Raw genomic sequence first — 20,018 nt, forward strand, 5'->3', positions numbered from 1 at the left:
CCCCCGCTCCCACCGAGTCCGAGGAGCCGCCCCGCCACCTGACGGCCGTCCCCACCCCCCGCCAGACCCCCGTCGCCGAGGAGACCCAGGCGCGGGAAGCCCACCCCGCGGGCACCGCCAGAACCTCGCGAACCCCGGACGAGGAGGCGCTCGACCTGCTGGAAATCGCCGGCGCCCCCGTCCTGAAACGCCTGGCCCCCGCCCTGGCCGCCCTGGGCGTCCTGGCCCTGGTCATCTGGCTGATCAGACGCTCTCGCCAGCACTGATCATCCCCCGAAGTACAGCCGCTCCAGGTCGATGAGCTCCACATCCGACCGCCCGGCGGCCACGTCCCGCAGCTCAGGGGTGAAACCCGCCCGCGCGAAGAGCAACAACTTCGTCTTCGCGTCGGGCAACAGCCCACGAAGGTGCTCCAATCGATGCAACTGCGGGAGATCCATGGATGTCATGGTTCCTTCGGCTGCCCCGATGGCGATCACTCTCCCGCTGGGAAACGAAGTCGTTTCGGTGACGACAATGTGGGCTTCATGGCCGGTACGGTGCTCCCGGCATCGAATCTCTCCCGGCCTGACATTTGTCGCAGTTCCGCCGAGAGTCTCCGGGGCCGCGTGGTCAAAGCACCACTCGCGTGCCAGGTCCGCGAAATGCGGTCCATAGATCTTGCTGGTGACGGTGTCCTCAGCCCCGGCCCAAACGTGTCCGGCGGATCCGGCGACCAACGCCGGTTCGTGCCGCTGGATCAGTAGGCGATGCAGCCGCATCACGGGCTCCGCGATGCGAAACGCGCTCCGCTTCTCGCGCAGGGCATCGTCGACCTGCTCAATGAGGCCGATTTCGGTGAGCCGCGACAGGATATGGGTGCTCGGCTGTCCCAGCGCGGAGGCGATCTCCGACCGCCGACGGCATCCCGCGCTCAGGGCCGCTATGACTGCGGCATAGGGCGTGGGCTTGGTGATCGATGGCTCCTCGCTCAGGAGTCGCGCGCCTTCGCGGAACATGGCGCTTGCCGGGCTCAGGATCCGGCGCACCACCCCATGTGTCGAACGCCTCCATCGTGGCCGGGGCTGATCCGCCACACATCGCCAGGTACGCCGGTGTTCCTCCCACCAGTGCGTTCACGCGAAAGGCCAGTTCGGGCTCTCGGATGTCCCAGAATTCCGCCGCGTCCCGGAAGCCGAACGGCCGCACGATCAGGTCCAGGCTGGCACGGCCGTATAGCGGCGCGTTAGCGGCCAATAGGCGGGACATTGTGGGCAGATCGCTCCCGCTGAGGATGAGGCGAGTCCGGGTGTGCCGCTTCGCGGGGTTCAGCGCTGACTGCAGGAACGAGGGCAGCGCGGGGCTGGTCCTCACCAGATGGGAGAACTCGTCGATGATGACCGAAGTGGGCTGCTCGTCTCCCAAATTCAAGAGGGCGTCCAGCGCGTCGCTCCAGGACCTGAAGGCAATGGCATGCCGAAGCCCGAGGAACCTTGCGTAAGCCTCGCCTAGGTCCGTGAGGTTCTGGCGCTCGCTCTGCTGGGTGGCGGCGAACATGAACCCGCCCATCTGCTGATGGAGCAGGTGAAGCATGAGGGATTTGCCCTGCCTGCGCCGTCCATAGACCAGCCCGACCATGGCTCCTGGGAGCTTGGATCCAGCAAACGCCTCCAGCTGCTGGTACTCCCACTCACGCCTTGGTGCCCGCTCAGGCATGTTGTGGATGGCCTCCGATAATTATTCAGGAAACTATTATTAGTTTGGAAATAATAGCCGTGACTGGCGAGTGATGGGTGAGTTCGGGTGATTTCCCATCAACCGCCCCTTTGGGTCGCTGGCGCTCAGCCCCATCGGCCTTCGGTCTCGGGCGCGGGATTCGCCGCCAATCCGCCCGGCAGCCACGGCGGTGACGGGGGCGGGCGGAGCCCGAGGGGAAACAAAGGGCTGGGTGGGTGGGAAAACCACCTAAGGCGACGCATGGAATGTGGGCAATAGGGGCGTAAAAAGCAGCTTTGGGTTGGGCGAAGGGGACGGATCTGATCTTAGTTAAGGGAACAGACCACTCAGGATCTTTGGGTTGAGTGGGGGATTTCGGATGCCTGGGCGGCCGGATGTCAGTGTTGTTGTGATCGCGTACAACGACGCCGGGCGGGTGGGGCGGGCGGTGCGGTCGCTTTATGCGCAGACGTTGCGGAATCTCGAGATCATCGTCGTGGACGACGCGAGTACTGATGGGACCGAGCGGGTCGTCCGGCGGTTGCCGGGGGTTCGGTATGTGCGGCGGGAGCGGAACAGCGGTGGATGCGGGGCGCCGCGTAACGATGGGATCGACGCGGCGCGGGCGCCGTTCATCATGTTTCTGGACAGTGATGACGAGCTGCCGAGGCATGCGTGTAAGAGCTTGCTGGCGGAGATCGAGCGCACGGGGTCGGACTTCGTGGCGGGGCAGATCTCGCGGCTGTACGAATCGAGTGGGAAGACGAGGCCGTACTATCCGGAGTTGTTCTCGCCGCGCCGGGTGGTGGACGGCATTCGGGCCGAGCCGGAGCTTTTCCTGGACGGGTTCTCGACGAACAAGTTGTATCGGGTGGATTTCCTGCGGCGGCATCAGCTGCGGTTCCGGGAGGATCTGCATTACGAGGATCACGTTTTCACGGCCGACCTTTACGCGGCGGCCGAGCGGTTCGCGATCGTACCGTGGGTGGTTTATCACTGGCACCGGGTGCCGGGGCGCGGGGTGTCGATCTCGCTGAATCTGCGCGAGGTCGACAATGTCCGCCAGCGGGTGGCAGCCGCCGAGGCCGCGGACGAGATCCTGCGCCGGAACGGCCTGGCGGATCTGGTGCCCAAGCGGCAGGTGCGGTTCGTCCGGCAGGATCTGCGGGTTTATCTGAACGCGCTGCCGTATCACGACCTGAGTTGGGCTCAGGAGCTGGCGGCGGTGGTCGGGCCGTATCTGGAGCGGCTGGCGCCGGGAGTGCTGGCCAAGGCCGACCCGATGGTACGGGTCTGCTGCACGCTGATCCAGCAGGGCCGGATCGATGAGCTGGCGGTCGCGGCGCAGAGTTTGACCGGTCCGAAGGCGCCACCTCGGGAGGTTCTGGTCGAAGGCGGGCGCACGTACTGGGGCAACCGGAAGGACCCCGCTCTGGACATCACCACACTGGGGCTGGCCGACCTGCCGTTCACCGCAACCCGGATCCGGCATGAAGTGACCGACATATCCATAAACGCGGCAACGCTCGCGATGGAGATCACGACATACGACCCGTTCCAGGTCATCAAGCCCGGCTACCACGCCACGATGAAAATCGACCACCACGAGGTACGGCTGACGCCAAAGCCCCAACCCAACGGCACCTACCTGACCACTTTGACCCTCGATATAGCGAAATTTCAGGACCTGGGTGGGTTCCATGAGCCGAGGATCGACTTCACCCGGCAGGACGGTCGAACGACCAGCGATCGCGTGCTGATCTCCCCCACCACACACCCGATCCCCGTAAACCTACGCGGACGCCGCATAACGATCGGCCCGCACAGCGCCGCCGGCGTGCTCCGGCTGACCTGGCTGCGCACCGACATGGTGCGCGCGATCGCCCGCACCCCCTGGCTGAAACCCCACGCCCGCAAACTCCGCACCCTCCCGGCAAGAGCCCGCCACCACCTCGGCTCACGAAAGATCAAACTCAGCGTCTACAAGCAGCTGATCAAATTCGTCCCCCAGCGCAAGGACCTCGTCCTCTTCGAAGCCGACGCCGGAAAGGGCTACACCGGACACCCCCGCTACATCCACGAAGAACTCCTCAAAAGAGGCCTGGGCCTGACCGCCGTCTGGTCCCGCGCGAAGGGCACGTTCCCCACCGACGTCGCCACGGTCCGCCGCATGAGCTGGCGCCACGTGTGGACGATGGCGCGGGCGGGGTGGTGGGTGGACAGCCACGGCATGCCGCTCGGCTTCCCGAAGCCCACCGGCACCAGATACCTGCAAACCTGGCACGGCCAGGGCATCAAAATGGTCGGCCTCAACGCCCCCGACCTGCGCGGCGACTTCCCCGGCCCGCGCGAGGAATGGCGGGCCAACGTCGCCCGATGGGACGCCCTGGTCTCCCCGAGCGCCGAATTCGAGCGCACCTTCGTCCCCTCGAACGAATACGCCGGCCTGGTGCTCCGCTTCGGCTCCCCCCGCTGCGACGTGCTCGTCAAGGGCGACCCGGCCGCCGGCACCCGCGTCAGAGACCACCTGGAGATCCCCCCGGACAAGAAGATCCTCCTGTACGCCCCCACCTACCGCGACCAAAACAAGATGTCCGGCAAATCCGTAAGAATCAACTTGTCCGAACTCGCCAAACACCTCTCCCGCGAGTGGGTCCTGGTCCTGCGAACCCACCCCGTCGACACCTACCAGGTCCCCGAACGCCTGCGCGGCTTCGTCCGCCCCGCGGGCGCCTACCCCGAGATCAACGACCTCCTCCTGGCCGCCGACATCCTGATCACCGACTACTCCTCCCTGATGTGCGACTTCGCGCTCACCGGCAAGCCGATGGTGTTCTACATCGACGACTGGGAGGAATACCGCCGCGCCGAACGCGGCGTCAACTACGACTTCCCCGCCATCGCCCCCGGCCCCTGCGTGACCACGACCGCCGAACTGCTGACCGCGCTGCGCGAGCCGTACCACCTGGAGCGCTACGCCGCCTTCCTGACCACCTGGTGCGCCGACGAGCGCGGCGACGCCGCCGCCAGGATCGTGTCGGCGTTCTTCGAAGGCCGGCCGCTGACCATACGGGAGAAAGCCCGCCGATGAGCACGGTCGTCTTCGCCAGCATGGACGCCGACACGCTCGGCGGCATCCAGCGGGTGGTGCACACCGTCGCCCAGGGCCTGGCCGAACGCGGCCACGAGGTGCACGTGGTGGGCCTGCACCGCTCCGGCGACCCGATCACCTACGTGACCGCGCCCCACTACAGCCACCACGTGATCAGCCCGGGCCCGAAGCGCAGTCCGTGGGCCCGGCGGCGCACCGCCGCGCTGCTCAACTCCCTCGAACCCGGATATGTCGTGATGACATCCCCCGGCGTCGTCGCCCGGATGAAGGATCTCCTGCGCCTGCACCAGGGCATCGGCCAGTATCACGGCTCGTTCGCGCACGCCCGCGGCTGCTGGCACTACGCCGCGGTCAAAGCCCACTACGGCACGCTCGACCAGGCCGTCTTCCTCAGCCCCGACGACGCCTGGCAGTTCTCCGAGCACGCGCTGCTGCCCAACACCTGGCACATCCCCAACCCGCTGCCCGACTGGCCGCCGGAGACCTCCCCGCTCGACCGGCCCCGGGTGCTGGCCGTCGGACGGCTGGCCGGGGTCAAGCGGTTCGACCGGCTGATCTCGGCCTTCGGCCGTACCGGACGTTCGGACTGGGAGTTGCATCTGGTCGGCGACGGGCCGGACGCGGGACGGCTGATGGTGCACGCGGTCACCGAGGGGGTGGCGGACCGGGTGCGCTTCCGCGGCCGGATCCCGGCCGGCGAGATGGCCGCGGAATACCGGGCGGCCTCGCTGGCGGCGCTCTCCAGCGACCATGAGGGGTTGCCGCTGGTGCTGGCCGAGGCCGCGTCCCACGGCCTGCCCGCGGTGGCCTTCGACGTCTCCGGCGGCGTACGCCACCTGGTCAGGGACGGCGAGACCGGCCTGCTCGCCCCGCCGGGGGACGTGGCCGCGCTCGCCGCCGCGCTGAGCACGCTGATGGCGGACACCCGCAAGCGGCGGCGCCTCGGCGCGGCCGCCCGGGGGCACGCCCGCCAGTTCAAGCTGCCGAACGTGGTGGACCGCTGGGAGGAGCTTTTCACGCACCTCCGGCGCTGAGCACCAGCTCGCGCGGGGGCAGCCCGGCCAGCTTCCGCTGCCCCTCGGTGAGCAGCGCGGCGACCGGACCCGGCTCGCGCAGCCGGTTGATCCGGTCCCGGTTGGTCTTCCGCCACCGCGCCGACCGGCGCTTGGCCGCCGCCGTCTTGTACGCGCTGACATGCTCCTTCGCCGCCTTCGGCGCCCCACTCAAGGCGTACCCGTAGGAGGTCAGCCGCTCCCCCAGCACGTCCTCGCAGAGCGCGATCTCCCACGGTTCCAGCCGCTGCGACCAGCTGCCCGAGCGGGCGGTGGTCACCGCGCCGTGCGTGTTGCTGTGCCACACCTTGTGCGCCGGCACCGCCACCTGGGCGACGTGCTGGGGCTCGCACATGGCCGGGTGATACTCCTCGCCGATGAACCCGCAGAGCTTCTTCAGCTCCAGCTCAGGATCGGCGGTCAGGTCCTCGTAGCGCAGCTCGTGGTAGCTGCCCTGGGGCAGCTTCTCCGCGTTCCTGCGACCGAAGTCGATGGCCTCGGCCCAGTTGGAGATCGCGTGGAAGCTGCTCAGGTGATACCAGGGCATCTCCTTCAGCGAGGCCACGCAGTCCCGGCCGTCCCTGATCAGGTGGATGAACTGGGCGTCGGGGAACATCCGCAGCAGGATGTCCACGTGCTTGAAGTAGCTGGGCCGCTTGTCGCCCCAGCGCGGCTTGCCGAACCGGGCGGCGTAGCTGCGGAACACCGTGCCGATCACCGAGCCCAGGCTGCCGGGGCCCGCGGTGGCCTGGTCGATGAACGCGGCCCGGTCGAGGCCGAGCTCGCGGAACTTGGTGTCCCTGCCGGTGGCGATCCACTCGGCCAGCACCCGGCGGTTGACCTGCTCGCGCTGGTCGCCGTACTTGCGGCGGCCGAAGTAGGCCGGGACCAGGAACCGGGTCTCCGGCGGGACCGCGACCCGCGGGTGCGAGTGCAGCATCAGCTGCAGCATGGTGGTGCCCGAGCGCGGGCAGCCGATGACGAAGATCGGCCTGTCCTGCATGTACGTCTCCCCCGTGACAAGTCTGTTCATTTAGGGACACCCGCGAGCTCGCGCTGGGTGTTGGTGAGCAACGCGGCCACCGGGCCCGGCTCGCGGAACCGGTTGATCCGCTCGACCAGCGCCGTCCGCCGCAACTCGCGCCGCCACGAGCTGGCCGTCTTCTCGTAGGCGGTGAGGTCCCGGCGCGGGGCCCGCGGCGCGCCGGTCAGCTCGTAGCCGTAGGCGGTGAGCCGGCTTCCCAGCACGGTCTCGCAGAGCGACACCTCGTCCGGATCCAACCGGCTCGACCAGCTCCCGGCCCGGGTGGTCGTCACCGCCTGCCGCGTGTTGACATGCCACTCCTTGTGCGCGGGCACCACATCCGCCACCCGGTACGGCTCCCGCATCGCCGGGTCGTATTCCTCGCCGATGAACGTGCACAGACCGGTCAGCGTGCCCGTCGGATCGGCGCACAGATCCTCGTAGCGCAGCTCGTAGTAGCTGTCCGGCGGCAGCTTGTGCCCCCGCCCGATGTCGATCGCCTCGGCCCACCGGTAGACGGCCTCGGAGATGTCCCCCTTGAACCACGGCATCTCCTTCAGCGAGGCCACGCAGTCCCGGCCGTCCCTGATCAGGTGCACGATCTGGGCGTCCGGGAACATGGCCAGCACCGCGTCCAGATGCCGGATGTAGGGCGGGCGCTTGTCGCCCCAGCGGATCTTGCCGTGCCGCTCGGCGAACATCGCGTACACCAGGCCGACGACGGACCCGAGGCTGCCGGGCCCGGCCACCGCCCGCCGGATGAACTCATCCTTATCGACGCCGAGATCCTCGAACTGCGTCCGCGGCCCCTTCGCGATCCACCTGGCCAGGGCGCGCCGGTTCTTCGGCCGGCGCAGGTCGCCCCACTGGCGCCTGTCCCGGTAGGCCTGCACCAGGATCCGGGTCTCCGGGGGCACCGCCACCCGCGGGTGCGCGTGCAGCATGAGCTGCAGCATCGTGGTGCCGGATCGCGGACACCCGACAACGAAGATCGGCCGCTCAGACAAGAACCTTCTCCCTTTTCGGTACGGTGCGCCCGGCCTCCCGGGCGGCCAGCCAGATCCGGTAGACCAGCGCGGCCTCGAACAGGAGCACCAGCGCCCCCGCGACGCCCGCGGCCCACACCATCGCCCACGGCCCGAACGGCGGCGCGATCACGAAGACGGCGGCATGGAACTCGATGCCGCCCACCACATGGGTGCGCACCCGATGCCGGACCAGGAAGATCCGGAACCGGTCGAACCACGGGAACGTCCGGCGCCAGCCGCGATGCAGGTCCACCAGCGGCTGGTCGTGGGTGGCGACCAGGTGCCCCACCCGGGACTGCGGGGTGAGCCGCAGCACGTCCTCCACGAAGACGACCTCGCCGCCCGCGCGGGCGGCGGCCAGCGTCCTGGTGGCTTCCCTGACCCGGTTGACCTGCGGCGCGTTGATATACCTGAACAGGTCGAGCAGGACCACGACGGTGCCGGTGATCCAGTAGACCGACGCGCCCTGGCCGTAGGCGAAGCCGAACGCGCAGCACAGGATCCGCACGCGGTCGCCCACGTAGTCCAGCCAGAGCCCGAACGGCGTGCCGGTGCCCTTCAGCCGCGCGATCTTCCCGTCCATGCAGTCGACCATGAAGCTCAGGTAGAACAGGATCGCCCCGGCGGCCAGGCGGCCGGTGGCGAACAACCCCGCGGCGCCGAACCCGAGCAGGATGGACAGCCGGGTCAGCCCGTTGGGCGTGATCGAAGTGTGGTTGGCGACGAGCAGCGCGAGACGGCAGGCCAGTGGATCGACCAGAAAAACGGTCCACCACGAGTCTCGCGGCTTGCGCGCCGCATTGATGTCATCGAGCGTGAAGCCCCCCATGCACGTAAGAATGGCTACGCCGGGTAGTCGGTAACCTCTTCTTCGGTGACAGCCGGGGGATCTCGTTGCCACTTCTTGACCGTTGCCCTGACGTGGGCAAAGCCCCTGCCAACGCGGCGGACGTCGGTTAGAGTCCTGGAATCTTCGGGGGGAGACCCATGCCTGTGGGATCGTTGTATCGACAGTTGCAGGGGCGACTGGGCGCGCGGGACACCTCGCCGCCGCAGTCCGCCCTCATCCGAGGCGAGCTGAGCCCGCTCCATGCCGTGCGGGAGACGCTCGACCTGGTCTGCCGCACGCTGGCCGAGGCCGACGTGCCGTTCTTCTGCGTCCGGCCGCTGGCCGGGCGGCCACCCGTGGTGGCGGTGCGCACCGTGTACCGGGCCCGGGCGCTGGCCGCGCTGGCCCGGCACGCCTTCTACGCGGCCCGGCTGCCGACCGGGCGCAGCGGCATGCGGCGGCCGGACTTCGAGCGGCTCCGCCCGCTGCGCAAGACCGACCTGGCGCACGCCCGGGTGATCCGGCTGGCGCAGTTCTTCACCAACCCGGCCAGGACGTTCACGCTCGGCGGCGAGACGGGCATCGATCTGGAGATCTGGCACGTGGAGGACGATCTCCTCGTGGCGCCCCGGCCGAACCGGGTGTGCGAGGCGGTCCCGGTGGACGGGCCCACGGTGGAGGGCCGGGAGGAGCTGTTCAACCGGCTGGTCACCGTGGGCGAGCGGAGCTACCTGACCCGGCCGGAGTTCCTCTGCCGCCTGGTCGACGAGATCGATTTCCCGATCGACGCCGTCTACACCTGGGTGGACGGCGCCGACCCGGCCTGGCGGGCGCGCCGCGACCTGGCGCTGACCGGCGGGCTGAGCGAGGCGGCCGTCTCCGAGGCGCGTTTCGTCAGCCGCGACGAGCTGCGGTATTCACTGCGCTCGCTGGTGACCTACGCGCCCTGGATCAGGAAGATCTGGCTGGTCACCGACCAGCAGCGGCCGTCCTGGCTGCGGGAGAACGACCGGATCCAGGTGGTGGATCACAAGGAGATCTTCCGGGATCCCGGCCTGCTGCCGGTGTTCAACTCGCACGCGATCGAGGCACAGCTGCATCGCATCGAAGGGCTGGCCGAGCATTTCCTTTACCTGAACGATGACTTCTTCGTGGGGCGTCCGCTCTGTCCGGAGATGTTCTTCGAGGGGAATGGCATCACCCGGTTCTTCCCGTCGGCGGCGCAGGTGCCGTTCGCGCTGCATGAGGACAATCCGGTGCACGCGGCCGGGATGAACAACCGGCGGCTGCTGGAGGAGCTGTCCGGCCGCACCCTCACCCAGAAAATGAAGCACGTGCCGTACGCGTTGCGCCGGTCGTTGCTGTTCGAGCTGGAGGACCGGTTCGCGGAGGAGTTCGAGGAGACCACCCGATCGGCGTTCCGGCGCTCCAGCGACATCTCGGTGGTGTCCTCGCTGGTGCACTATTACGGATATCTGACCGGGCGGGCGATTCCGGGGTCGGTGCACTACACCTACGTGGACCTGTCGATGCGCAAGGCTCCGGCAAAGATGCGGCGCATGCTGGCGGCCCGGGAGCACGACGCCTACTGCCTGAACGACACCGCGGCCACCACGCCCGAGCAGGACGCGATGGTGCACAAGTTCCTGGAGGCGTACTACCCGATGCCCAGCCCGTTCGAGGAGGTCACGCCGGGGTGAGTTCGTGCAGGACGGTGACGAGGTGGGCGCCCAGCGGGGTGAGGGTGGCCCGCCCGGGGTCGCGGCGCACCGCGCCGAAGAAGGCGAGCAGGTCCAGGCCGGCGGCGACGTCGAAGGTGACGCCCTCGGCCTCGGCGGCGGCGCGGATGGTCGCGTCCAGGGCGGCTTCGTCCACGGCGCTCCCGGCGGGCACGTTGGCCAGGACCTGGAGCGCCACCAGCGCACCGCCTTCGGCGCCTTCGATGAACTCCTCGTCGTCGCCGTCTACAGTGCGGACGAACGCGTTCCGCCAGGTCTCCAGGGCGTCCACGGCGAGCCCTGCGCCGGGGCGGGCCTTGCGGCCCTTGATCTGGATCACGTCGGCGGCGCGGGCGACCGCCCACAGGGACATCAGCCAGGGCACCCGGCTGGCGGTGCGGATCTTGATCGGCGGGGGCTCCAGGCCGAGCGCCTGGCACAGGTCGGGAATGTCGCCCGGCCGGGGGACCCCGGTGTCGGTCACCGCGACGCCGTCGCCGACCCAGGCCGCCAGGCCGCGCAGGCCGCGCATGACCGGGGTGGCCGCCGCGGCGCGGAGCAGCGGGGATTCCTTGCCAGGGGTCCGGGCGGCGGCACGCTTGGCGGGGTGACCTGAACTCTGCTTTCGGCGGCGACTCACCGGGGGAGAATATCGGAATACGCGAGCAAATGATCTACCACCCGTTTCGCGGCGTCGTCCAGGGGCAGAACGGCATGCCCGCGCGCGTTCCCGTCCAGCTCGGGCCGGGCGTCTACCGCCTTGGCCAGCAGATGCCCGGACAGCGCGACGACCATCAGGCTGCCCGCCATCAGTTCGAGCGCGGTCAGCGGCACCAGGGCGTCGCCCTCCAGGAACAGCAACGATTCACCGGTGGCGTGCCGCAGCCCGGTCTCGCGGGCCGCGCCGGGACCGCCGTGCCGTCGCCGGATCAGCCGGAACCTCGGATCTGCCGTTCGTCGTTTCCAGCCAACATGAGCACCGAATCGGCAGGTCATGCCGGGGTTTGCGGTTTCCTGGCGGCCCGGTTGGGCTTTCCTTGCCGCGTCCGCTCCGCCCGGATGGTGAGAGCCTCAGAAAACTCCCAGGAGGGCACGTTAGGATGCCGCAATGCTGCTGCGTCACACCATTCCCGCCCTTACCGCCTGTGCGACCCTGGTGCTGCTACCGGCGGCCGGAGCTCAGGCCGCCCCAATGGACACGAAGGTCACTGTCAAAGCGGCCCCGGGCAAAAAGGCCGTCCCGTTCTGCGAAACGCACAAGTGCATCGCTTTGACCTTTGACGACGGTCCGTCTGACAACACCACGAAGCTGCTGGCCACGCTGAAGAAGTACAAGGCCAAGGCGACGTTCTTCGTGATGGGCTCGCGGGTGAAGAAACACCCGGTGCTGACCAAGAACATCGTCAAGGGTGGCCATGAGCTGGGGAACCACACGTGGAGCCACCCGTGGCTGACCGATCTGACTCCCGCTGAGATCTACAAAGAGATCAACGAGACCCAGAAGCTGATCAAGAAGACCACCGGCAAGACGCCGACGCTGTTCCGCGCGCCCGGCGGGCTGACCGACGACGACGTGAACGCGGTCGTGGCCAAGCTGAAGCTGGCCCAGATCCCGGGCACAGTCGCCACCAAGGACTATGTCAAGGATTATCGGGACGTGGCGTTCCTCACCACGGCCGCGCTGGAGGCCGCCGGGAAGAACGCGGTCGTCCTGATGCACGAGACCGTCAAGGAGACGGTCGACTCGATGCCGAAGGTGCTCTCCACGCTGGCGAAGGAGGGGTACTACTTCGTCACGGTGTCCAAGCTGCTGGAAGGGCAGACGTTGGTGCCGGGTGAGTCGTACCCGAAGAATGAGACCGGCGAGCTGGACGACGACGACGATTTCTCCGGGCCGGCCGGCGAGGTCTAGGCCGTTCTTCTGGCCAGGCGTTTGCCGAGGCGCTGGGCTGGGCCTTCGACCAGGCGGTAGGTGGCCCAGCTGAGCAGCAGCAGCGTGGCGAGGTAGCCGGTGCCGAGGGCGAGCCTGGTGGTGAGGGTGAGGTCGCGCATGTCGCCGAAGAATTCGGGCAGCAGGCGCAGCAGCGGGTGGTGCAGCAGGTAGACGGAGTAGCTGACCAGGCCGAGCCAGACGAGTGTGCGGGGGATGGTGCGGTCGCGGAGGGCTCTGGCGGCGGCGAAGGTGGCGGCGGCCAGGGCCAGGGTGGTGATCCACACCTGGGGTTGGACCCACCACCAGCCGGCCTGGATCGACCAGACCGGGGAGATGGCGACCAGGGCGGCGGAGGCGAGGACCGGCCAGAATGGGCCGGTGCCGTGTTCCCAGCGGTAGAGGGTCGTGCCGGTGAACATGACGGCGAGAATCGCGGCGCCGAACCAGGGGACGTAGCCGCTGAACAGCAGCAGAATGACGGCCATGAGGCCGAGCGTGTAGGCGGCAGTTGTCCGGAAATTTCCGGACAACAGGCAGGTGAGGCCGGTGAGGAAGAGGGCGCCGGAGATGATCGCGGGCCATGGGCCGCCGAGTATCGGTGAATCGAAAATGATCCCGGCCACGATGGCGATCGCGCCGAACACGATGGCGTAGACGCCGCTCGCGCGATGGATTCCGCGGACGAACAGGGCTGTGACCAGCAGATAAAACACCATCTCGTACGACAAAGTCCACATCGGATCGGCAAGCCCACCGATGTGAACCACATCCAGCAACATGGTCAGATGCGCGGCCACACCTGAAAGATCCCGAGGCACCTGAACCCGAACAGGCACCCAAATAGCAATAATCAACGCAACCGCAATAACAAGCAAATACAACGGATAAAGGCGAAATATCCGACTTATCCAAAAGGCTCTGACGTCACCCCGGGACTCCAATGAAGCCGGGATAATATACCCACTAACCAGAAAAAATACGAGCACACCATACATGCCCATGTTAAACCAATAAGGCCGCAACCCCGGCAGAATCCACGGCAACATATGCTCGCCCACCACCGCGAGCGCCCCCACCCCCCGCAACGCGTCCAGCCAAGCCATCCGCCCCCCACGGGACGACACACCAGACCCAGCCGCAACTCGCGAACTCTGCGAAGAAAGCCCCTGCTGTGTGGAAATCACTCGCGCTAACCTACCCGCCCACCAGACCCCACACCGCCCGATTTCCCCCACCTCGCCTAAGCGAAGCGGCTACTCCCACTCGATGGTGCCCGGGGGCTTGCTGGTGATGTCGAGGGTGACGCGATTCACTTCGCGGACCTCGTTGGTGATCCGGGTGGAGATGCGCGACAGGACGTCATAAGGCACCCGGGACCAGTCAGCGGTCATCGCGTCCTCCGAGGTGACCGGCCGCAGCACGACCGGATGCCCGTACGTGCGGCCATCGCCCTGGACCCCGACCGAGCGCACATCGGCGAGCAACACCACCGGACACTGCCAGATCTCCCGATCGAGCCCAGCCCGCGACAGCTCCTCCCGAGCGATCGCATCGGCTTCACGCAGAATGTCGAGCCGCTCCTGGGTGACCTCACCAATGATGCGAATCCCCAGCCCAGGCCCCGGGAACGGCTGCCGCCAGACCATCGCCGCAGGCAGCCCCAGCTCTTCCCCGGCCCGGCGAACCTCATCCTTGAACAGTGCCCGCAACGGCTCCACCAGCGAGAACTTCAGATCCTCCGGCAACCCGCCGACGTTGTGATGCGACTTGATGTTCGCGGTCCCGGTCCCGCCGCCCGACTCCACCACATCCGGATAAAGCGTGCCCTGCACCAGGAAATCCGCAGGCCCATCCGCCAGGATCGCCCGCTGCTCATCCTCGAACACCCGGATGAACTCCCGCCCGATGATCTTCCGCTTCTCCTCCGGCTCGCTCACCCCCGCCAGCGCCTTGAGGAACCGCTCAGCCGCGTCCACCACCCGCAGCTTCACCCCGGTCGCGGCCACGAAATCCCGCTCGACCTGCTCCGCCTCCCCCTTGCGCAGCAGCCCGTGATCGACGAACACGCAGGTCAGCCGCTCCCCGATGGCCCGCTGCACGATGGCCGCCGCGACCGCGGAATCCACCCCGCCGGACAGCGCGCAAATCGCCCGCCCATCCCCCACCTGCTCCCGCACAGCCGTGACCGCGTCCTCGACGATGTTCACCATCGTCCACGACGGCCGGCACCCCGCCGCGTCCAGGAAGTGCTTCAGCACCGCCTGGCCGTGATCGGAGTGCATCACCTCGGGATGGAACTGCACCCCGTAGATCCCGCGCGCCGCATCCTCGAACCCCGCCACCGGCGTATCCGCAGTCGACGCCGTGACCAGGAACCCCTCCGGAGCAGCCACCACGGAATCCCCGTGCGACATCCACACCTGCTGCGCCGCCGGCAACCCCGCGAACAGCATGCCCTCCCGCAGCACGGTCAGCGCCGTCCCCCCGAACTCCGCCGCCCCCGTCCGCGCGACCCGCCCGCCCAGCGCCTGCGCCATAACCTGGAACCCATAACAGATCCCGAACGTCGGCACCCCGGTCTCGAACAGCCCCTCCGGCACAACCGGAGCCCCCTCGGCATACACCGACGAAGGCCCTCCCGACAGGATGATCGCCTTGGGCCGCTTGGCCATCATCTCGTCCACCGGCATCGTCGACGGCACGATCTCCGAGTACACATGGCACTCCCGCACCCGCCGCGCGATCAACTGCGCATACTGCGCCCCGAAGTCGACCACCAAAACCGTGTCGAACTCCGACTGCCGCACCTCACCGGACACAACAAGACCCCCAAGCCAAGAACCAGCGGTCCCACCAGTCTATCGACGCCGTTCTCCCACCCGTACGCCACGACCAGGAACCCCTTGAGGACCTCCACCGCACCCACGCATTGGACTTGCCATGAACGCGCAAAACCCGGCCGACTCTCCGTCCGGAAAGCTGCCGGGTTCACTTTCACGGGCTAGTGCCCGTGACGGTTCTAGGATGAGCGAGGAGATACGTCGCAGTCAACTCCGGGCGCAGGACACCCGCGCGCGGCGGAACCCAGGGGCCGACTAGTACAACCATCAGGACACGATGCTTCCACCATGTCCTCGGTGGACCCACAATTCTCTTATGCCGGAAATCGTTCCACTGAGGTCGGGCGATCCCCACAACCTGGGTGCGTACCGCCTTCAGGGGCGAATCGGGGAAGGTGGCCAGGGGGTCGTCTTTCTTGGGGTGGGGTCGTCGGGGGATCACGTCGCCGTCAAGTTGCTTCGGTCGGACCTGGCCGGGGATCCGATGATGCGGGAGCGGTTCCTGCGGGAGGTGGACGCCGCCAAGCGGGTTTCGCCGTTCTGTACGGCCCAGCTGATCGAAACTGGCGTGGCGGGCGATCAGCCGTACATCGTGAGTGAGTACATCGAAGGGGACACGCTCCAGCAGCGGGTGCTGACGTCGGGGCCGCTGGGCGGGCCCGCGCTACACCGGCTGGCGATCGGCACGGCGACCGCGCTGGCCGCGATCCACCAAGCGGGCGTGGTGCACCGCGACTTCAAACCGGCCAACGTGATCATGGGCCCGGACGGCCCTCGTGTGATCGACTTCGGCATCGCCAAGGCGCTGGACGCGTCCGCGACCCAGACGTCCCGGCCGGTGGGGACTCCCGCGTACATGGCGCCCGAGCAGATCATGGGCCACCAGGTCGGCCCTCCCGCCGACCTGTTCGCCTGGGCTTGCACCATCCTGTACGCGGCGACCGGCAACAGCCCGTTCGGCAGCGACACGCTCCCCGCGGTGATCAACCGCATCCTGAACGCGGCGCCGAGCACCGACGCGTTACAGGGCCTGCTGCGCGACGTGGTCGAATCCTGTGTCGCCAAGGATCCACGCGCCCGGCCCACGGCGGAGCAGGTGCTGTTACGGCTGCTCCAGCACTCCCAGCCGAACCCGGCGATGCTGCAGGAAGCGGCCGCCGCGGCCGGTGCCACACCGCCGCCGCCCAACGCCTGGGCCCCGCCGCATACGCCGTACGGCGCGCCGCCATCCGTTCCGACCAAGCAGTACACCGCCGGCGTTCCCCCGCAAACGGGCTCCTACGGCATGCCGCCCATCAACCAGCCCCTGCCGCCTCCGGTCAACCAGCCGCCGCCCCCGCCGTACCACCCGCAGCCGATCCACCACATGGGCACGCAGGTTCCGGTCCAGAAGAACTCCAGGGTCGGGGTGGCCGCCGTCGCGGTCGGGGTGGCCGTGGTCGTGATCGCGGCGGTCGTGGTGGTCGCGATGCGCGACAACAGCACCGTGACGACTGGCGCGGGCTCGTCGTCGTCGAGCAGCGTGTCGTCCGAGCCGACGACTCCGGAGCCGGAGCCGAGCCCCACCGCTACGCCGGTCCGCACAAAACTGCCGGGATTGTCCGCCTACCTGTACGAGGCCTCGACCGACCCTCTCGCCCTCACCTACTACGACATCAGCGACGAATCCGGTAAGGACTGGATCAATTATCCACGCGAGTCGCGTGACGGAAAGTTCACCCGCAGCACCAAATACTGGCAGCAGTACCTCTCCCCGGACGGGACCTACGCGGTCGGGCGCCCCCGCAACTACATGTCCGACGACTACCACGGCGTGGACGTCATCACTCGTTCCACCGGCGCGGTTCAGACCCTAAAAACGGTCAAACTGCCGCTCACGTACGAGTACGGCGAATGGTCCAAGAGCAGCAGCCGCCTGCTGTTCACTATCCTCAACCCGAGCGGCGAGAACTGGACCGTCAAGGGCTTCATCGTCATCGACATCACCACCGGCAAGACCACCATCCGCCGGATCAACGACCCCACGATCAAGGACGGCCGCTTCTACTGGAGCCCCGACGAATCCGGATTTGTCATCTCTTATACGGATGGGACGACGAGCGGGTTGCGGCACTACAACTTCCAGGGGGAGGTCGTGAAGACGATCCCCGGAGTCGGCGTGCCGCACAACACCGCGAACGGCCTGTACTCGCCGTCCGGCGATAAGTTCGTCACCAAATGCCCCGACACGAACGCCGGGAACTGCATCTGGGACTCCGAGACGGGCGCCGCGCAAACCCAGTTCACCTCCGACTGCAACACGGTGCTCGGCTGGTGGGACGACCAGCACCTGTACTGCTGGATGTCGCCCAGTTCGGAGTTGTCCAAGGTCGCCATCGTGGATCTCGAAGGTGACGTCGTACGCGATCTCATCGAAACCACCGACGTGAAACGGCTGTCCCCCTACTACGTACGCACTGGTAGCAGTTAGGTCTCGTCTGAACCGTGCCCGAACCGGATCCGTGTAGGGGGGCATGAGGATTTCGATTCGGGCAGCCGGGGCGGTGGCCGTCGCGCTGCTGGCCACCGCGTGCGTGTCCGGCGGCAGCGGCGGCGGCTCCTCGGCTCCCCCCGCGGTCAACCTGACCGGCAAGATCCAGCTGGTCTCCTACGACGGATGCGACGACATGCTCGCCGGCCTGCGGGCGGCGACCGCGCGGAACGTCGGCGCGTGGGGCATCGGCATGCCGCCCATGGCCCTGATGGAGCAGGCGGACGGGAGGGCGGCCGACACGGCCAGCGTTGGCTCGTATTCGACCACCAATGTGCACGAAGCCGGAGTGGACGAACCCGACCTGGTCAAGACGGACGGCGCCCGGGTGGTCGTGGTCACCCAGGGCGTGCTCCGCGTGATCGACACGGCCACCCGGAAGGTGACCGGGGAGCTCCGGCTGGTGCCGAAGGAGCAGAACTGGATGCCGGCCGACCTGCTGCTGTCGGGGAGCCGCGCGCTGGTGCTGATGACCCACGGCGGCGAGATCATGGCGATGGACTCGATCGCCCGGGTTCGTCCCGGCCCGCTCGGCCCGAAGTATGTCCTGGTCGACCTGACCGGCAAACCCACCGAACTCGCCTCGATGTCGATGAGCGGCAGCCATGTGGACGCCCGGATGGTGGGCACGACCGTCCGCATCGTGGTCAAATCCGCACCCGACATCGCCCTCCCCGAGCTGAAGCCGAACGCGTCGGGCGCCGACGTGCTGGCGGCGAACAAGGCGGCCGTCGAGAGCGCGCCGATCGAGGCCTGGCTGCCCAAGTTCGAGGTCAAGGCTGACGGTGTCACGACGCCGCACACGGTGAAGTGCGAGAACGTCAGCCATCCCGCCGAGTTCACCGGCACGTCCCTGCTGACCGTGCACACCCTGGACCTGAACGGCTCCTTCGCGTCGGTCGAGCCGATCAGCGTCGTCGCCGACGGCGACACCGTGTACGGAACGAAGGACAGCCTCTACGTCACCAGCAACCCGCAGTTCTGGTTCATGCCGACGATGCCGATTCCCGACGTCGTCAGCACGCCCACGGCGCAAGCACCCACGCACGACCCGGAGATGCCCACTCTGATCCCGGACCCGGTCGGCTCTGTCGCACCCGAGGTCCAGCCAAGCCACCCCGACGCCGAAAAAATCACGCTAAGCCCGGCACCTCCCACTTCTGTGGCCCCGGAGCCCGCCCCCTCCGCCGTGCAGTCCACCGCCGTCCCGGAGACCGTCGAGCCCTCCGCCGTGCAGTCCACCGCCGTCCCGGAGGTCGTCCCCTCCGCCGCGCAGTCCACCGCCGCGCCGGAAGCGACCCCTCCGCCCGAACGAACCGAAATCCACCGCTTCGACATCACCGCGCCGGGTTCACCCCGCTACGTGAGCTCCGGTTCCGTCCCCGGCCGGCTGCTCAACCAGTACTCGCTATCCGAACATGCCGGACATCTGCGCATAGCGACCACCGACACCCCGCGCACGGCCAACGGCAAGAGCGAAAGCGCCGTCTACATCCTCAAATCCGACACCCTCGCTCAAGTCGGCTCAGTCACCGGCCTCGGCAAAGACGAGCAGATCTATTCGGTCCGCTTCATCGGCGACCTCGGCTACGTCGTCACCTTCCGCCAGGTCGACCCGCTGTACGCCCTTGACCTCCGCGACCCGTCCGCCCCCAAGGTCACCGGCGAACTCAAAATCACCGGCTACTCCGCCTACCTGCACCCCGCCGGCCCCGGCCGCCTGATCGGCGTAGGCCAGGAAGCCACCACGGAAGGCCGCCAGACCGGCACCCAGGTCTCCCTCTTCGACGTCGCCGACCCCACCGCCCCGAAGGCCCTATCCCGCTTCGTCCAGGAAAAAAGCGGCTCCGACGCCGAATGGGACCCCCACGCGTTCCTCTACTGGCCAGAAAGCGGCCTCGCCATGATGCCCCTCATGAGCTGGGGCGACAACTGGTCCGAAGGCAGCTCCGCCCTGGTCCTCCACATCACCGACACCCAAATCACCAAACTCGGCACAATCAAACACCCCAAAGTCGCCCAACAAGCCGAATTCGCCCCCGCCAACCCCGGCATCCGCCGCTGCCTGATCATCGGCAACACCATCTGGACCGTCTCCGACCTAGGCCTCAAAATCAACGACTCCACCACCCTCACCGACCAAACCTGGCTCCCTTTCACCTAACCTCCACGACTCCGGCCCGGGCCCAAACGAAGACCCGGGCCAGAGGCCAGCGCACACACCGCAGCACCGCAAAGCCCTTCTCGGACCGCCTGA

The 20,018-nt window shown here is 67.8% G+C and carries 14 protein-coding genes and 1 pseudogene; 7 read left to right on the plus strand and 8 right to left on the minus strand.

Annotated elements, in window-relative coordinates; genetic code table 11:
* A pseudogene (locus Aple_RS52880) lies at positions 1–266 on the plus strand (SRPBCC family protein); the annotation flags it as partial.
* On the opposite strand, the gene Aple_RS53675 reads toward Aple_RS52880, so the two are convergent.
* A complete protein-coding gene (locus Aple_RS53675; protein ID WP_218038584.1) occupies positions 267–1,028 on the minus strand; it encodes a hypothetical protein in 762 nt (253 codons plus the stop codon). It abuts the pseudogene before it with no gap.
* A 1,046-nt stretch (positions 1,029–2,074) separates the two neighbouring features.
* On the opposite strand from Aple_RS53675, the gene Aple_RS31790 reads away from it, so the two are divergent.
* Positions 2,075–4,786, plus strand: coding sequence for a bifunctional glycosyltransferase/CDP-glycerol:glycerophosphate glycerophosphotransferase (locus tag Aple_RS31790; RefSeq protein WP_155348409.1), 2,712 nt, complete (start codon positions 2,075–2,077; stop codon positions 4,784–4,786).
* A complete protein-coding gene (locus Aple_RS31795; RefSeq protein ID WP_155348410.1) occupies positions 4,783–5,841 on the plus strand; it encodes a glycosyltransferase in 1,059 nt (352 codons plus the stop codon). Before Aple_RS31790 ends, Aple_RS31795 begins: the two co-directional genes overlap by 4 nt.
* On the opposite strand, the gene Aple_RS31800 is transcribed toward Aple_RS31795, so the two are convergent.
* The 3 genes from Aple_RS31800 to Aple_RS31810 are packed head-to-tail and all read right to left on the minus strand — an operon-like array spanning position 5,822 to position 8,740.
* The gene (locus tag Aple_RS31800; protein WP_246264921.1) at positions 5,822–6,892 is read right to left on the minus strand and encodes a sulfotransferase family protein; all 1,071 of its coding nucleotides are present in this window, start codon (positions 6,890–6,892) and stop codon (positions 5,822–5,824) included. The genes Aple_RS31795 and Aple_RS31800 overlap by 20 nt on opposite strands.
* Positions 6,889–7,890: a sulfotransferase family protein gene (locus Aple_RS31805; protein WP_155348411.1), complete on the minus strand. Its 1,002-nt coding sequence runs from the start codon at positions 7,888–7,890 to the stop codon at positions 6,889–6,891. The genes Aple_RS31800 and Aple_RS31805 overlap by 4 nt, the downstream gene beginning before the upstream one ends.
* Positions 7,883–8,740: a CDP-alcohol phosphatidyltransferase family protein gene (locus tag Aple_RS31810; RefSeq protein ID WP_155348412.1), complete on the minus strand. Its 858-nt coding sequence runs from the start codon at positions 8,738–8,740 to the stop codon at positions 7,883–7,885. Before Aple_RS31810 ends, Aple_RS31805 begins: the two co-directional genes overlap by 8 nt.
* 158 nt (positions 8,741–8,898) lie before the next feature.
* On the opposite strand from Aple_RS31810, the gene Aple_RS31815 reads away from it, so the two are divergent.
* On the plus strand, positions 8,899–10,440 hold the full coding sequence (locus Aple_RS31815; RefSeq protein WP_155348413.1) for a stealth family protein: 1,542 nt from the start codon (positions 8,899–8,901) through the stop codon (positions 10,438–10,440).
* Here Aple_RS31815 and Aple_RS31820 read toward each other — a convergent pair.
* Together Aple_RS31820 and Aple_RS31825 are read right to left on the minus strand one after the other, a co-directional pair.
* On the minus strand, positions 10,427–11,098 hold the full coding sequence (locus Aple_RS31820; protein ID WP_155348414.1) for a hypothetical protein: 672 nt from the start codon (positions 11,096–11,098) through the stop codon (positions 10,427–10,429). The two genes, Aple_RS31815 and Aple_RS31820, sit on opposite strands and share 14 nt — an antisense overlap.
* Positions 11,095–11,454, minus strand: coding sequence for a glycosyltransferase (locus tag Aple_RS31825; protein WP_155348415.1), 360 nt, complete (start codon positions 11,452–11,454; stop codon positions 11,095–11,097). The genes Aple_RS31820 and Aple_RS31825 overlap by 4 nt, the downstream gene beginning before the upstream one ends.
* Positions 11,455–11,566: 112 nt before the next feature.
* On the opposite strand from Aple_RS31825, the gene Aple_RS31830 reads away from it, so the two are divergent.
* On the plus strand, positions 11,567–12,370 hold the full coding sequence (locus Aple_RS31830) for a polysaccharide deacetylase family protein (RefSeq protein WP_155348416.1): 804 nt from the start codon (positions 11,567–11,569) through the stop codon (positions 12,368–12,370).
* Here Aple_RS31830 and Aple_RS31835 read toward each other — a convergent pair.
* Both Aple_RS31835 and guaA read right to left on the minus strand, forming a co-directional pair.
* Entirely contained in the window at positions 12,367–13,494 is a 1,128-nt protein-coding gene (locus Aple_RS31835) for an acyltransferase family protein (RefSeq protein ID WP_155348417.1), read from the minus strand. The two genes, Aple_RS31830 and Aple_RS31835, sit on opposite strands and share 4 nt — an antisense overlap.
* A gap of 150 nt (positions 13,495–13,644) precedes the next feature.
* Positions 13,645–15,210 carry a glutamine-hydrolyzing GMP synthase gene (gene guaA, locus Aple_RS31840; protein WP_174889902.1) on the minus strand — a complete coding sequence of 522 codons (1,566 nt, stop codon included), beginning with the start codon at positions 15,208–15,210 and terminating at the stop codon, positions 13,645–13,647.
* 337 nt (positions 15,211–15,547) lie between these two features.
* Here guaA and Aple_RS31845 point away from each other — a divergent pair, with 337 nt between their 5' ends.
* Positions 15,548–17,701 carry a serine/threonine protein kinase gene (locus Aple_RS31845; RefSeq protein WP_170321753.1) on the plus strand — a complete coding sequence of 718 codons (2,154 nt, stop codon included), beginning with the start codon at positions 15,548–15,550 and terminating at the stop codon, positions 17,699–17,701.
* Positions 17,702–17,744: 43 nt separating this feature from the next.
* Positions 17,745–19,925, plus strand: coding sequence for a beta-propeller domain-containing protein (locus Aple_RS31850; RefSeq protein WP_155348419.1), 2,181 nt, complete (start codon positions 17,745–17,747; stop codon positions 19,923–19,925).
* Positions 19,926–20,018 lie beyond the last annotated feature (93 nt).

It is taken from the genome of Acrocarpospora pleiomorpha, assembly GCF_009687885.1.
Classification (GTDB): Bacteria; Actinomycetota; Actinomycetes; order Streptosporangiales; family Streptosporangiaceae; genus Acrocarpospora; species Acrocarpospora pleiomorpha.

Coding starts and splice junctions, on each gene's coding strand:
- Aple_RS31845 (WP_170321753.1), top strand. CDS start 15,548: ATGCCGGAAATCGTTCCACTGAGGTCGGGCGATCCCCACAACCTGGGT.
- Aple_RS31800 (WP_246264921.1), bottom strand. CDS start 6,892: ATGAACAGACTTGTCACGGGGGAGACGTACATGCAGGACAGGCCGATC.
- Aple_RS31810 (WP_155348412.1), bottom strand. CDS start 8,740: ATGGGGGGCTTCACGCTCGATGACATCAATGCGGCGCGCAAGCCGCGA.
- Aple_RS31825 (WP_155348415.1), bottom strand. CDS start 11,454: ATGACCTGCCGATTCGGTGCTCATGTTGGCTGGAAACGACGAACGGCA.
- Aple_RS31830 (WP_155348416.1), top strand. CDS start 11,567: ATGCTGCTGCGTCACACCATTCCCGCCCTTACCGCCTGTGCGACCCTG.
- Aple_RS31835 (WP_155348417.1), bottom strand. CDS start 13,494: ATGGCTTGGCTGGACGCGTTGCGGGGGGTGGGGGCGCTCGCGGTGGTG.
- Aple_RS31815 (WP_155348413.1), top strand. CDS start 8,899: ATGCCTGTGGGATCGTTGTATCGACAGTTGCAGGGGCGACTGGGCGCG.
- Aple_RS31850 (WP_155348419.1), top strand. CDS start 17,745: ATGAGGATTTCGATTCGGGCAGCCGGGGCGGTGGCCGTCGCGCTGCTG.
- Aple_RS31795 (WP_155348410.1), top strand. CDS start 4,783: ATGAGCACGGTCGTCTTCGCCAGCATGGACGCCGACACGCTCGGCGGC.
- Aple_RS31790 (WP_155348409.1), top strand. CDS start 2,075: ATGCCTGGGCGGCCGGATGTCAGTGTTGTTGTGATCGCGTACAACGAC.